This window comes from Aminobacter sp. J41 (assembly GCF_000526635.1).
Classification (GTDB): domain Bacteria; phylum Pseudomonadota; class Alphaproteobacteria; order Rhizobiales; family Rhizobiaceae; genus Aerobium.
Genome location: NZ_JAGL01000028.1, coordinates 1 through 13,609 on the forward strand (window position 1 = coordinate 1; position 13,609 = coordinate 13,609).

14 protein-coding genes are annotated in these 13,609 nt (G+C 61.7%); 5 read left to right on the top strand and 9 right to left on the bottom strand.

The window, feature by feature from the left end; all coding sequences use genetic code 11:
• The 3 genes from L630_RS22535 to L630_RS0116015 all read left to right on the top strand — a co-directional run.
• A partial coding sequence (locus L630_RS22535) for a putative peptidoglycan-binding domain-containing protein (protein WP_024849249.1) occupies positions 1–557 on the top strand: 557 nt, incomplete at its 5' end.
• A 174-nt stretch (positions 558–731) separates the two neighbouring features.
• On the top strand, positions 732–989 hold the full coding sequence (locus L630_RS0116010; protein WP_024849250.1) for a hypothetical protein: 258 nt from the start codon (positions 732–734) through the stop codon (positions 987–989).
• Positions 986–1,327: a hypothetical protein gene (locus tag L630_RS0116015; RefSeq protein ID WP_034330593.1), complete on the top strand. Its 342-nt coding sequence runs from the start codon at positions 986–988 to the stop codon at positions 1,325–1,327. Before L630_RS0116010 ends, L630_RS0116015 begins: the two co-directional genes overlap by 4 nt.
• A gap of 599 nt (positions 1,328–1,926) precedes the next feature.
• Here the strand turns inward: L630_RS0116015 and L630_RS0116025 are convergent.
• Both L630_RS0116025 and L630_RS0116030 read right to left on the bottom strand, forming a co-directional pair.
• Positions 1,927–2,109, bottom strand: coding sequence for a hypothetical protein (locus L630_RS0116025; RefSeq protein WP_024849252.1), 183 nt, complete (start codon positions 2,107–2,109; stop codon positions 1,927–1,929).
• 11 nt (positions 2,110–2,120) lie between these two features.
• Positions 2,121–2,633: a hypothetical protein gene (locus L630_RS0116030; RefSeq protein WP_144708765.1), complete on the bottom strand. Its 513-nt coding sequence runs from the start codon at positions 2,631–2,633 to the stop codon at positions 2,121–2,123.
• Positions 2,634–2,784: 151 nt separating this feature from the next.
• Here L630_RS0116030 and L630_RS0116035 point away from each other — a divergent pair, with 151 nt between their 5' ends.
• A complete protein-coding gene (locus tag L630_RS0116035) occupies positions 2,785–3,180 on the top strand; it encodes a hypothetical protein (RefSeq protein ID WP_144708764.1) in 396 nt (131 codons plus the stop codon).
• A 102-nt stretch (positions 3,181–3,282) separates the two neighbouring features.
• Here L630_RS0116035 and L630_RS0116040 read toward each other — a convergent pair whose 3' ends face one another.
• The 5 genes from L630_RS0116040 to L630_RS0116060 form a co-directional block, all read right to left on the bottom strand.
• Positions 3,283–3,795: a hypothetical protein gene (locus tag L630_RS0116040; RefSeq protein WP_144708763.1), complete on the bottom strand. Its 513-nt coding sequence runs from the start codon at positions 3,793–3,795 to the stop codon at positions 3,283–3,285.
• 506 nt (positions 3,796–4,301) lie between these two features.
• Positions 4,302–5,363 carry a porin gene (locus L630_RS21625; protein ID WP_024849256.1) on the bottom strand — a complete coding sequence of 354 codons (1,062 nt, stop codon included), beginning with the start codon at positions 5,361–5,363 and terminating at the stop codon, positions 4,302–4,304.
• A 725-nt stretch (positions 5,364–6,088) separates the two neighbouring features.
• A complete protein-coding gene (locus tag L630_RS0116050; protein ID WP_024849257.1) occupies positions 6,089–7,129 on the bottom strand; it encodes a histidine kinase dimerization/phosphoacceptor domain -containing protein in 1,041 nt (346 codons plus the stop codon).
• A 1-nt stretch (position 7,130) separates the two neighbouring features.
• Positions 7,131–7,574 (bottom strand): response regulator, encoded by a 444-nt coding sequence (locus L630_RS0116055; protein WP_024849258.1) that lies wholly within the window; start codon positions 7,572–7,574, stop codon positions 7,131–7,133.
• The gene (locus L630_RS0116060) at positions 7,571–9,061 is read right to left on the bottom strand and encodes a CHASE3 domain-containing protein (protein WP_024849259.1); all 1,491 of its coding nucleotides are present in this window, start codon (positions 9,059–9,061) and stop codon (positions 7,571–7,573) included. Before L630_RS0116060 ends, L630_RS0116055 begins: the two co-directional genes overlap by 4 nt.
• A gap of 179 nt (positions 9,062–9,240) precedes the next feature.
• On the opposite strand from L630_RS0116060, the gene L630_RS0116065 reads away from it, so the two are divergent.
• Complete coding sequence (locus L630_RS0116065; protein ID WP_024849260.1) at positions 9,241–10,881, top strand: acyl-CoA synthetase; 1,641 nt, start codon at positions 9,241–9,243, stop codon at positions 10,879–10,881.
• Here L630_RS0116065 and L630_RS0116070 read toward each other — a convergent pair.
• Both L630_RS0116070 and L630_RS0116075 read right to left on the bottom strand, forming a co-directional pair.
• Positions 10,878–12,158 carry a GNAT family N-acetyltransferase gene (locus L630_RS0116070; protein WP_024849261.1) on the bottom strand — a complete coding sequence of 427 codons (1,281 nt, stop codon included), beginning with the start codon at positions 12,156–12,158 and terminating at the stop codon, positions 10,878–10,880. The genes L630_RS0116065 and L630_RS0116070 overlap by 4 nt on opposite strands.
• Positions 12,158–13,570: a lipopolysaccharide biosynthesis protein gene (locus L630_RS0116075; protein ID WP_024849262.1), complete on the bottom strand. Its 1,413-nt coding sequence runs from the start codon at positions 13,568–13,570 to the stop codon at positions 12,158–12,160. Before L630_RS0116075 ends, L630_RS0116070 begins: the two co-directional genes overlap by 1 nt.
• Positions 13,571–13,609 lie beyond the last annotated feature (39 nt).

Sequence of the window (13,609 nt, forward strand, 5' to 3'; positions counted from 1 at the left end):
TCTTTGACTTTGCGGTGAACAGCGGACCGGCTCGCGCGGCCAAATATCTGCAGGCGGTGCTCGGTGTAGCGCAGGACGGCCGGGTCGGGCCTCAGACGATTGCAGCGGCCGAGAAGGCGAATGCGCGTGATGTGATCGATGCGCTTTGTGACAACCGGCTGGCCTTCCTCAAGCGCATCAAAAACAACGGCAAGCTGATGTGGGAGACCTTCGGCAAGGGCTGGTCGCGCCGAGTTGAGGATGTGCGCAAGACCGCTCAGCTGATGGTGGGCCATCCAGCCGACGTCAAAGAGGTGGTGCGGGAAGTTTCGGTTCCGGTCGACAAGCCCACGGTCCCGATGTCGGTCGAGAACGAGGTCAAGCAGAAGACCGGGCTGTGGTCCTGGATCACTGGTCTCTTCTCGTCCGGCGCCCTTGGCCTTGGCTGGCTCGCTGGCATGGACTGGCAGGCGATTGTCGCGATCGGTGGGGTCGTCCTCGTCTTTCTTGCCGTCATCTTACTGATGCGCCGGCAGATCATCGCCGGGGTGAAGGAGATCCGCGAGGGGCTGGTCTGATGCTTTTCTTGCTCGACGATGCGCTGAAAGTTGGTGCCGGAGCGCTTGTCGGCGCTGCGCTTACCCTTTTCTGGGCCGTGTTCTCCTACGGCCCCGACCAGTACCACGCGGGCGGAATATCCAAAGCAGCAGAACTCGATGCAGCCACCAACATAGCCATACAGGAGCTTGCCAATGAAGCCGATCGTGCTCGCGTTCTTCGTCGCCAGTGCCTTGAGCGTGACGGGGTGTACTCCTTCGCAGCAGGTCGCTGCGTCGAGTGAGCGGCTGACGCGCACAACACGCAGCATTGTCGGCACGTCGCTAATCGGGGCACGCGGCGCAACCGCCGCCGACCAGGACAAGATCGATGACACGATTGCGGGCCTATGCGGTGCCCGCGCCTGGACGCAGAGCGAGTGCGCCCGCCATCAGGCCGAGGTGGCGAAATGAGCCTGCATGAGATCCTGTCTTCGATCGGCATTGACCCAGCGGTGCTATATGCCGGCGCCGGCGGCGGGCTGCTGCGTGCCATCTCGAGACGGCGGCTACGGATCCGCGAGGTTGTGCTGTCGCCGGTCTGCGGCGCACTGGCCTCCGCCTACCTGACGCTGCCGGTTGTCCAGTACGTCACGCTGATCGGGGCGCCGGTGCCGGACGATCCGGCGAAGGTAGTGCTCGCCATGGCCTTCCTGATCGGCACTTCGGCCATGTGGCTCAGTGACCTCTTCCTATCGGCGCTGGCGCGGAAGCTGGGTCTCTCACCCCGCGATGTCACCACGACACCATGAATTGCGGCGGGCGGCGTGATCCGCGCCAGGCGGACGCCGGTTTCTCCGTCGTTACTCTCCAGCGGTGTGCTGATCAGGACTTGCCGTCACCAAGCGGTGGCGGGCTTTTATGTTCCGGCGCCTAGTTCATCGAACTGCCTGGGGATTCGCTGGTTTCTATTTGACACCAGCCCGAACGGCGATATTCCGCTGCGAAGCCATTGCAACGACCTCGCCTGGGCTTTCACCTGCTTCAAGTTCGTACTTGATGTCGTTGAGGAGAGACTGCACGCCCCTCGAGTCCGGGGGGAGCCGTGCATTGGCGTGACTTTCTGTTGCGCGCCGGCATCTGCCTCGTCAACCTTCGTCGGCTGGGCCTTCGGCGTCTACACATGGCTGACCGGGCGGCCGCCGCCCTGATGACGAATTGCGACCTGGTCGCGATCCGTGCCGGCCGGTTGCCGGCGGGCCTCGTTGTTCTTCCTTCCGGCGAGGCTCTTCTCCAAGGCTGTCGACTTGCCCGCCATCTCGCGATGGCGGGCTTTTTTGTTTTCGTTTCCGGGCGGCCTAAAAAAAGCGCCCCGCACATTGGGCGGGGCGCGGAAGTCAGTGCGGAGTTATCAAGCGGCCTTCTTGACGGTCTCGGATGCGCGTTGGTTACTGAGGAAAAGCGAAGTCTGCTTGAACCTATCCAACCCGAACGTTTCGATGGCCTCAACGATCACGTCCTTGATGGCAGCCCTAAGTTGCGGTTCCATCGTAAACCCTTCCACAAACATTCCTCCCACAATCTGCAGAACCATCTAAGGTTCCGTTACTTTCGCGAGATGTATAACCACATTCCCCGAGTGTGGATAGACGCAAAGATGTCGCGTTCGCGAAAGCCTTGCTCGATGGTCGTGAAGAAAGCAATGTCCTGAGGACTGCGGAGGTGGAATTTGATGTGCCGCGACGCCAACTCAGGGTCCAGATAAGCCAGTCCCAGTACTTCTGTAAACACCCCGGTGAGTACACTACCATACTCCAGCGGCGACTTATCGGTGAGATCGTACTCCGGCGAAAGCGTTATGAACCTTGTGCGAAGGACGGGACCCACGAACTTTGGAAGGTCCGCCTTGTTCACCTGGCACATGGCGGCGAAGGTGTTGTCCTCGGCCTGAAGGCCGAAGACGCCCGCCCTTTTGTCTTCGGACGCCACCAGATCGGACACGACGGCAAAGGTTGATCCTGCGTATGCCTCAAAGTCTTCGCCAAGTTCAGCGCACTGCCTGCGCCAGTCGTCTTCAAAAGCATCCCACGTTCCGTCGCTGGCGAGCAGGCGGATCAAGTTGAAATCTCGCAAATTGCTTCCCCCTATCATCGTAACCCCGGATAATCGTCTTGCGGAGAGACGCCAAAATGTCAACGGTCATCGCAAAACTTCTCTGAAGCTCGTCGGGGGGCGCCATTTGACTGTCAGCCGTTGGCGGCGGGCATGCATGGGTCTGCTCGCTGCTGTTGATGGGCGCCGCAGGTTGGCGGGGAACCGCAAGTTCTCGTTGACCAGAAGTGGAATTTGTTCCTATTCCGTTCTTATGTCGAACAAGCGCAAGGGCGTGCCGCCCGTCATGCTGTCGGAAGCCGTACGGGCCGGTGCACTTCTGCGGATTCGCTGCATCTGCTCCCGAGTGTGCTGGTATCACCCGGCCGACATGATCAGGCTTTACGGAGATATCCCGGCGCTCAATCTCGAGCGCCGGATGCGGTGCGAAGCCTGCCGCGCCAATCCTTACGTCGAGATCTCGAACCCAACGGCTGAAGAGATGCAGACGATCAAGCTCCGACGCCTTGACCGCGTGTGGTGGGAGCGGCGGGTCACCTGGCGAGAGGGCTAAGATCTGGCCGAAGTCCTATCGGGGGTAAAGCCATGGTGCACCCGAGCAGTATCATTTGTGGCAAAAGAAAACGAGGCTGAAACTGAGGAAATCCGGTTCTTGTTAAGCAAGGACAGGAGCCCCTTCTACATAGGGCGCGATGCCATCTGGGCGATATTGAACCATTCGCTCCATGTGTTTCCTGACGTTTTCATCGTCGGCATGCTTGGCGTACCACTTGCGAACATCCGCCATAAAATTCCGGCAGAAGTCACTTACGCTGTAGAAATACGCGTCATTGAACAAGCAGTTCACGAAGACGCCTGTGCCTGGAAGCGAAAAGATCACTCGACCGACGTTATGGTCCAAACCACCGAACCGCCCACTGTGGCTTGCTCCGCACCGCAGACTCCATAAATCGTTGCCGGTCACATATGCAAAGTTGTCCCCGAGGTTCTTGTCGCACCACTTTGCGTATCTTTCCCCACGCTTTTTCCGTCGGTCTCCATCAACCAAGGATACGCAAATGTCAGGGAGGGTGAGTGTTGCGGCCACCGCCAAGTAGTAGAACCCACTGTCTAATGCGCGATCAATTTCATCTATAATCGTCTCAAGAGGAGAGTTCGCCTTTTCCATGTCCAGCAACGCCCCCAAACGCCGAAGACTTAAGATCAAGAGAGTTCATAATGATCGCCGTTAAGCTATTGTCAAGCTTCGCTGCTGACTCAACGTCCGCATAGACAGTCTCTGTTACCAGCCCGCCTGTATCGCGGTATCGATAAACATGCGAAGGGGCAGGTCGAGCGCCTCGAGGTCGAGCTGATAATCGGGGTGATCGGGTTGCCAACGAGCGGGGCAATCGGCATGGGTTCCGCCACCTCAAAAAGGTGCGGGGCGGGGAAGAAAAACCTCAATCAAAACAATGGGTCAGGTGCGGGGTGAGCTTGGACAAAATCCGTTGATTTCATTGAGAAATTACACAACGGCCAGGGGCACCAATCCGAATTCTTTTTCCCGAGAATTAGTTGGTCAAATTGGTGCACGGCTGCGCGCGTCAAGGTGTGGAACGCGGTGTTAGCGGCCAGAAAAAGGAAAACCCGGCGGTTGCCCGCCGGGTCCCTCAGATCAACTCAGAGAGCTGATTAGAAGTTGCGCTGGAAGCGCAGGGTTGCACCCCAGTTGTCGTCGACGTCGCGGTTGTTCACGTAGGTGATTTCCGGACGAATCTGCAGGCTGTTGTTGCCGAACGGCTGCCAGTTCAGGCCGACCGAAGCTTCCCACTCGCGCTGAACGAGGCCGCTCGGGCCGTCGTCGTACCATGCGCCAACGAGGTTAACAGCAACGGTGTCGGTAGCCTTGATGTCAACAGCGGCGAGGACCGACCACTCCGAACCGCCGAGAGCGGCGCGGTAGTAGCCCGGCTCGTCGTTCACGTACTGGACTGCGACGCGGCCGGTAGCGATGCTGCCGAGAGCGACGTCGACGCCACCGCGAACCATGAACGAACCCTCGTCGGTGTCATAGCCAACGGCCAGGCGGGCGAAGTTGGTCGACGGACGCGGGCCCCAACCGTAGCCGATACCGGCTTCGATCGACGGATGGAAGTCACGGCCGTCGGACTCGATCACCGACACGAAGCCGCTGAAGCCGATGCCGCCGCCAATGCCGGCGCCGTTGGTGGCGTTGAAGGCATAGGTGATCTGGCCGAGGTTGTAGACACCAGCCGAGAGCTGCTGGTCGTTGATGTTGTTGCCGGTCGGTACCCACGAACGGAGCGGGTTCCAGGCCTTACCGATACGCAGGAAGTTCTGGTCACCGATGTCGATGAAGGCGTGACGCAGGGTCATGCCGTTTTCGTAGCCGGTGCGCGTGCTGTTGAGGGTCCAGTTGAACTCGACCTCAGCGTACGAACGGAGCGTGCCCCACTCGGTGCTGTTGCGAGCGTCGAAAGACGGAGCAAAGCGGGCCAGCTTCCAGACGTCGTCGTCGGAGTCACGGTAGTCGATCTGGTAACGGAGGTAGCCGCCGATCTTCAGGCAGGTCTCGGTGCCCGGAATGTAGAAGAAGCCCGTGCCGTAGGTGTCGCAGATGCGGACATATTCCATGGGCTCCGGCTCGGCGACGACGATCGCGTCGGCAGCCTGAGCACCGGTGGCTGCAACCATGGCAGCCGCGGAGCCGAGAAGCAGGCTCTTAATGTTCATTTTTCCCTCCAAACGAGAACTGTAGTTGGTTGGCCTGTCGGCCGACTGGTGAAAAGAATCCGGTCCTAGCCCCTCTTTTCATCGACATTCATTGTTCATGGCGGCGAGTCATTCAAGCTTGTTGTGCGCATAAGTGCCGCCTGCACAAATATTGGGCCAGAAGATGTGGCGTTATCGGCACACTACCAAATGGTAGCAGCGGTACAATTTGGACGGAAACCGGTCAACGTATGGACAATTAAGCGAAACCGTGGTTATTTTTACTTCTCGATCTCCAGTCGAGGTTACTATTTCCCCTCAAATGCCTGCATTCGTGCCGCATTTTTGAGGGGATTTTTTTGCCTATACGAAACAGTAGGCTATAAGCGTGGCCGAATAACGTATAAGTGCGGGTAGTGAGCAGCCGTCGACGAAGAAGATAAGCAGGTAACCCGCGTGGGTGTGGTGGGAAGATTTGCTTGGTGACGGCGTATTGCGGTCCTTGGGCGCGCCGGGAAAGCTACTTCTGATCTTACGTAACGTGATGAGGTCTGCTTCACACCCTGCAGATCTCGCGGCTTGGACCGCCAATACAGATAATATGTGAAGCAGTGTGTGTGCCCGTGCCGACATGTGGCTCGGGAACGTGCGGGGACTTCTGCGGACCCTGCTGCGAAATTCGCGCGTGCATGTTCCCGCCGCGATGACTCGGCGGGGGATGACGAGAAGGCTTTATTTGGAGGCTGTCAGCCGAGCTGGATTTCGATCACGCTGCGCGTGCCGCGAGAGCCGTCGCTATAGCAGATCGTCGTGCCCAGCTGATTCGCCATCGTCGAGATAAGGCGGGTGCCGAGGCCGGACCCTTTCGGGGTGCCGGTACCGTTCCAGCCGACACCATCGTCCTCAACGACCAGACGCGCCCGGTTGCCCTCCGTTCGCTGCAGCATGACCCGGACCTCACCGGCGTCACCGCCGGGATAGGCATATTTGTAGGCGTTGGTCAGCAGCTCGGTGACGATGACGCCGATCGAGACAGCCTTGTCCGTCGGCAGCTGCACGCTTTCGAGCTGGGTACGGATCTGCGCCGTGTGGCCGTCGGCGCGAAGCGTAGTGTCGAGTTCGTCGATCAGCGCCTGCAGATAGGCATCGAGCGAGACGGACCTCACATCCTCTGAGGTGTAGAGCCGCCGGTGGAGGCCTGCAATTGCCGAGATGCGCGCCTGCGTCTCGTTGAGGGCATTCCTGGCATGCTGGTCAGTGATTGCCGAAGCCTGCAGGCGGACGAGAGCCGCGACCAATGCGAGGCTGTTGGCGACGCGGTGGTTGACCTCATGCAGCAGGATCTCGGCACGGTCACGCGCGGCGCGCACTTCGCGCTCGGCTTCGAGCCGCTGGCGTTGCAGCCGCGCCTTCTCGATCGCCTGCTCGATCGCGCTGATGAGCAGGACGAGAAATTCGTCGCCGACGGTCTTGATAACGTAATCTGCCGCACCCGATTTTAACGCCTCGACGGCTACGCGCGGCTCCTGCGAGCCGGTGACATAGACGACTGGTGGCGCCGAGGGCTGCTCCTTCAGCTTCTCGAGCAGGCCGAGGCCGATGCCGCCTTCCAGGAAATGGTCGAGGACGACGACGTCGATGTCGCCGCCGGCGATGCGCTCGAGGCCGCTGTCAGCATCCGGAGCGTGTTCATAAGCATATCCGAGCCGGGTCAGGGCCTTTTGGACGAGCCGCGCAAGCGCGGGGTCGTCGTCGATCTGCAGGACCCGGTATGTACGGTTCGGCAATTTATTCGGTCTCCGGAACTTGCATCACCGAGAAGAAGAGGCCGAGCTGGCGGATGGCATTGGCGAAACCGTCATAGTCCACCGGCTTGGTGATGTACACGTTGGCGCCGAGGTCATAGCAACGCCGGATCTCGCGTTCGTCGTCGGTGGTCGTCAGAACCACGACGGGCGAGCGGCGGGTGTGCTGATTGTTCTTCACCTTCTCCAGGATGGAGACGCCCGTCATGTCTGGCAGGTTGAGGTCGAGCAGGATGAGGAGATGCCGGCCGGCGCTTTCCTGACCCGAGCCGTCAGGGCCTAGCAGATAGGCCAGCGCCTCGGTCCCGTTGGTGAACGGAATGATCTCATTGTTCACGCCGGCGCGGCGGATGTTCTTCTCGATGAGGCGCGCGTGCCCCTCATCGTCCTCGATCATGATGATGGTCACCGGGGTCGCGCGGTTCATGCGTCGCTCCTTGTAATGGTCCTGACGTCCTGCGGCAGGACGATGGTGAAAGTGGTTCCCTCGCCGAAGGTCGAGGACATGCTGATCTCGCCGCCAAGGCTACGCACCAGGGTACGAACATGGGCAAGACCAATGCCTTCGCCCGGCTGGTCCTGCTGGCCCGAACGGCGGAAGAGGTCGAAGACGCGCTGGTGGTCTTCGGCGGCAATGCCGCGACCGTTGTCGGACACGGAAATCCGCACCTGCCGGGCGGGGGCGTGCTCCGCGCTGATCCGGATGTTCAGCGGCCGGTTCTTGTCGCGGTACTTTACGGCATTGTCGAGAAGGTTGCCGACGATCTGTTCGAGCGAAATCCGGTCAGACACGATCCGCGGAACGCTCACCGCAAGCGACGTCTCGCCGTCCGCTTCAGTCACCTGATGCTGGATCGTGTCGAGGTTCGCCTGAAGGAGCGCCTCCAGGTCGATGTCCTCAGGCTTGAGCGGCCGCTTGCCGTCGCGCGAGATCTTCAGGATCGCGTTGATCAGTGCATCCATCTTCCGGGTCGAGGAGCGGATGAAGCTGATCGCTTCCGGAAGGTCCTCCTCCGCCGCCTGGCGCGCGTTGCGAATATCCTGTTCGCCTACCTCGCCATCCGCCAGCACATAGGCCTGGATCGCCTTCATCGTCTCGTCCAGCTCACTGGTGAACCCCATGATGTTGACGAGGGGCGCGCGCAAGTCATGCGTCACGATGTAGGCGAAGCGCTGGACCTCCTCGTTGGCGTTGATGAGATCCTGCGTACGTTCCTTCACGCGCTGTTCCAGGCCTGCATTCAGCGCCTCGACTTCCGCGCGGGCCGCGAGAAGATCGCGGGTGTAGCTGAGAGCGGTGATCACCGAGCCGCCGACAACGATGAGGATAACAAGGCCACCGGCGATGGCGACGACGCGCAAGGTATTTGCGCTGCTTTTCTGGTCGCGAATGATCGTCTCGAGGCTGGTGTCGGCATCATCGACAATTTCTGTGAGCAGATCGCGCGCGTCATCCATGATCTGGCGGCCACGATCGGTCCGCACCACGGCGACCGCATCCGCCATCCGATCGTCGCGGACGAGGGCGATCGTTTCATCAAGCTCATCGAGTTTCTGCTGGAGCGCGGGGCCGAGGGCTTCGACGCGGTCGCGGTATTTCGGCTTGCCGGCAACGTCCTCACGAAGTTCTTCGTAAAGGGGCATGACGCGGTCGCGTGCCGCGTTAAAGGGGGCAAGGTAAGCTTCGTCCTGCGTGATGATGAAGCCGCGCTGGGAGGATTCCACCTGTTGCAGGGCGACGCGCAGGTTGACCGTGTTCACGCGCAACGTGCGCGCGTCGAGAACGTCGTCGAAGAAATACTGGGCGCGGTCGATGAGCCAAACGGTGGTGCCCACCACCGCCACGAGCGCGATGAAGCCGACTATAAGAAGCAACGCGCTATTGCGCACGAATGCAGTCTGGGTGATCGGCATGTATGTCCCCGCCTGTTCGAGCGAACACTCGCCCGGCAACCTTTAGATGTTATTAATTCAGCATATCTCGAAATGAAAATCCGGCCGATCCGATGTTGTCCTCTGATTGACGAGCGAAATGATTTGGCTAAGGCTCTCCTCCCGCCGCTGATCCTGCCGGTACCCACGGAGCGTCCGGAATGCTGGAAAGACGCGATACTTATGCAGCGCTCTACAGGGACTTCCGCTGGCAGATGCCGGAGCGCTTCAATATCGGCCGCGCGGGGTGCGACGTCTGGGCCGAACGCCAGCCGGAACGGATAGCGCTCTTCGATTATCGCAGCGATGGCGCTGCCGAAACGCTGACCTATGGCGAGCTGCGCCGCCGCTCGGATGCGCTCGCCGCGGCACTGCGGGCGAAGGGTGTTGCGCGCGGGGACCGTATCGCGCTGCTGCTGCCGCAATGCTTCGAAACCGCCATCGCCCACATTGCCATCTACAAACTCGGCGCGATTGCGGTGCCGCTGGCATTGCTATTCGGCGTCGAGGCGCTTGAGTATCGACTGCACACGGCCGGTGTGCGCGTCATCATCACCAATGAGGCTGGCCGCGCGAAGATCGCGCAGATCCGGCCGCGCCTGCCGATGCTGGAACAGGTGGTGTCGATCGACGGACCCGGCTTTGGCGCGCTCGATTTTCACAAGCTCCTCCATGATCATCCGGGACCCTTTGAACTCGAAGACACCGGGCCGGACGATCCGGCGCTGATCATCTTCACCTCAGGCACGACCGGCCCGCCGAAGGGGGCGTTGCACGGCCATCGCGTGCTGCTGGGCCATCTTCCGGGCGTCCAGATGCCGCACGAGTTCCTGCCGCAGCCCGGCGACCTGATGTGGACGCCGGCCGACTGGGCCTGGGCGGGCGGGCTGCTCAATGTTCTTCTGCCGGCGCTCTATTTCGGCGTACCGGTGGTGGCGGCAAGGTTCGAGCGGTTCGATCCGGAAGCAGCGCTCGGCTTGATGGAGAAGATGAAGGTGCGCAACGCTTTCATCCCGCCGACGGCGCTCAGGATGCTGAAGTCGGCGACGGGTGTGACGAAGCGCTTCAACCTGTCGATCCGCAGTATAGGCTCGGGCGGAGAGTCGCTTGGTAGTGAGACCTATGACTGGGCGAGGAACGAGCTCGGCATCACGATCAATGAGTTCTACGGCCAGACCGAATGCAATTTGGTGCTGGCCTCATGTGCCGCGATCGGCGTCAGCAGAGGCGGGGCGATTGGCAAGGCGGTGCCGGGGCACACGGTTGCGGTGATCGACGAGGAGGGGCGGCGCGTGCCGAAGGGGGAGGCCGGTCAGATCGCGGTGCTGAGGCCCGATCCGGTCATGTTCCTGGAGTACTGGGAGAACCCGGAAGCGACCGCGAGGAAATTCATTGGCGACTGGATGGTCACCGGCGACCAGGGGATCGAGGACGAGGACGGCTACTTCCACTTCTTCGGGCGCGACGACGACGTCATCACCTCAGCCGGCTACCGCATCGGTCCAGGCGAGATCGAGGATTGCTTAACCGGTCACCCCGACATCGCGCTGGCAGCAGTGGTCGGCAAACCCGACCCGCTCCGCACCGAGATCGTCAAGGCATATGTCGTGCTGCGCGAGGGTGCCGAGCGGCGCGAAGGGCTGGAGGCCGAGATCAGTCGCTGGGTGCGCGAGCGGCTGTCGGCGCATGAATACCCACGTGAGGTCGAATTCGTGGACTCGATGCCGCTGACGACGACCGGCAAGGTCATCCGACGCATCTTTCGCGATCGTGCCCGCGCCGAGGCGCAGGAGCGCCGCTAGGTGCGCTTCAGGAGACGTTTGGCCTTGTCACGCAGGCCGCGCGCGAAGGAGCGCACCTGCTCCGTCCGCTGCAGCTCGTGGGCGGTCTGGCGGGTCTGGCGCGCCGCGTCGGGGGTAAGGCCGATGACGAGTATGCCGAGCTGGCGGCGCTCGCTCCACAGCCGGTTCATGATCTGGTTGTCCGGCACGGCGCAGGAGTCGGTCACGGTGACGTTCGGGTCCTCGAGGTGCGAGCGGGTGACCTCGATCATCAGCAGCGTCCCCGGTGAATAGGCGGCGTATTCCTCGTCATAGGCCGTCTTCCAGGTGTAGGCGACGCCGTGCTCGATGAAGACGATGATCACCGCGATCGGCAGTCCTTCGAGGGTGAGGGTGTGGACGCGGCACATGTCCTTTTCGGCGAGCCTCTGCACCGCCTCGCGGGCGAAGGCGGCCTGGAAGCGATCGATCGCCATCGCGGTTCGGGCGCGGCCTTTCCAGCCGCTTGCCTCCAGCGCAAGGAACGCTTCGACGGCGAAGCGGACCTCGTCCGGCTGGCGCGCAACGGTGTGTTCGACCGCGCCCTTTTCCTCAAGCTTCCGCTTCAGGCGCCGGAACTCACGGAGGTGATGCGAGCGCAGCGAGTTGCGAAGATATGCATCGCCATCGAGGTCGCTCTCGATGAAGGCCCGTTCGGCAGCATTGGCCGTCTCGACCGGCAGATTGCGGCTGTCGGCGAGGCTGCGCACCATCGAGGCAAAGGGCCCGTCGAGCCTCACCTCTGGCATAACGAACACCTTCGGCAGCTTGAGGTGCGGGCGGGCCAGCATCTCGAAGAAGTCCTCGATGACGCGGGCCGGATCGTCGCGGTCGACGAGCGGCGTGCCGAGCGGCGCGAACGGGTTCGCCCAGGTGCGCAGGTGAGGCGTGGCAAACGGAACCGATGGCTTCTCGACGGTGAAAGGCACGAGCAGGCGCAGGCGGCTGCGTACCTCATCGCCATCGCGGATGACGGCGAGCCGCACGTCACGATCCTCGAGGCGCGGCATGGCCGGAGCGAGGAAGCGCGGATTGAAAAAGATGTTGGGCTCAATTGAGCGCGCGGCGAGGAAGTCCAGCTCCTCGACCAGCTCGAAGCCGGCGGTTGCCGGATAGATCGACAGCCGTCGCTCGCGCCGCGACATCACCTGTTCGACCAGCGATGGCGGCATCGGCGCATCCGCCATATTGGCGAAGCCGCCGATCATGCGCCCGGAGGCGCTGCCGCTCAGCTCTTCGAGAATAGGAACAGCAGCCATCACGCTTCTCCCATGACGGGTTGTCGCCGCACCGGCACGACCATGGCGATGCCGAGCTTCTGCCAGACGACCAGTGCCAGCACGACGGCCTCAAAGGCCATTGCCGTGACCATGCCAGCCGCGGCACCCCACAGGCCCAGCCGTGGAATGAGGATCATGTTGATGCCGACATTGACGACGAGGGCCGCGCCATAGATCGCGGCGCAGACATTCTGGTGGCCAGTCATGGTCAGCAGGCTTTCCGCAGGACCGACCGCGGCGCGGGCGATCACGCCCAGCACCAGCACGAACAGCAACGGATAGCCGGTGTCGAAGTCGGGGCCGAACAGCATCAGCATCGGTTTGCCGATGATGAGCACGCCCACCGCCATCGCCACTGACGGCCATAGCGTCCAGGCAACCGTTGCGCGGGCAAAGGAGGCAAGGCGCTGGTGATCGTTGGCCTGATAGTACTCGGCATAGCGCTGGGCGGAGCCTGCCTTCACCGAGAAATAGACGAAGTGGACGAGCGCCAGGATCTTCACGCTCGCGAAGTAAATCGCGACGTCGTGCGGGTCCATGAACCAGCCGACCATCAGCACGTCGGCATTGGTGAGGATGAAGACGAAGCCCTCGATCAGGAAGATCGGGAAGGAAACGGCCATCCATTCGCGCAGGTGCCAGACCGGGCGGGCGTGGCGTGTCTCCGTCGCCGCGCGAGGGATGATCGTCGCTGCCTGCCAGAGCGTCGTGATCAGCGTCGCCAGGATCGCGCACACCATCGCCGTCTGTCCGGTGTGCGGGTAGTCGAACACCATGGCGAGCGCCATCAGCACGAGGATCAGGATCGGGCGCAGGATATAGATCGGGCCGAGCGCCAGCACGGCCCACGAATTCGCGCGCGCTGTGCCCTCGATCGTGTCCGACATGGCCAGCATCGGCAGGCAGACCATGCCGAGATAGAACGGGATGATGTAGTAGTTCTCGAAATGATCGCTGAACAGCCAGATGCCGGCGATGCCGAGGGCGGCGATCAGTGTCGAGACGCCTGCCACGATGACGCGCGAGGCCTGCATGACGCCGCGCAGCTCGCCCATCGCGCCCTGCACGCGGTATTGCGGGATGTAGCGGACGATCGAGGTGTGGAAGCCGAGGCAGGACAGGTTCCCGGCAATCAGCATCGTCGTCCAGACGAGCACGTAGATGCCGTATTCGTGGCCGCCCATCCAGCGGGCCATCAGCACCTGGCTGAACAGGGCGATCAGCGCGCTGGCGACGCGGATGATGAAGGCGGTCAGCGAGGTTCGGCCGGCATTGTTCTTGTTCTCGGCCGAGAAAATCGTCGCGTCGATCCGATCGAGCAGCGGCTTCAGGCGCACTGCCAGCGGTTCCGGCAAAAGCCGGTCAGCCGTCGCAACAGCAGAAAATCGCACCCGTCTACTCCGAACACTTCCCGGGAACTTGCTCCGGCA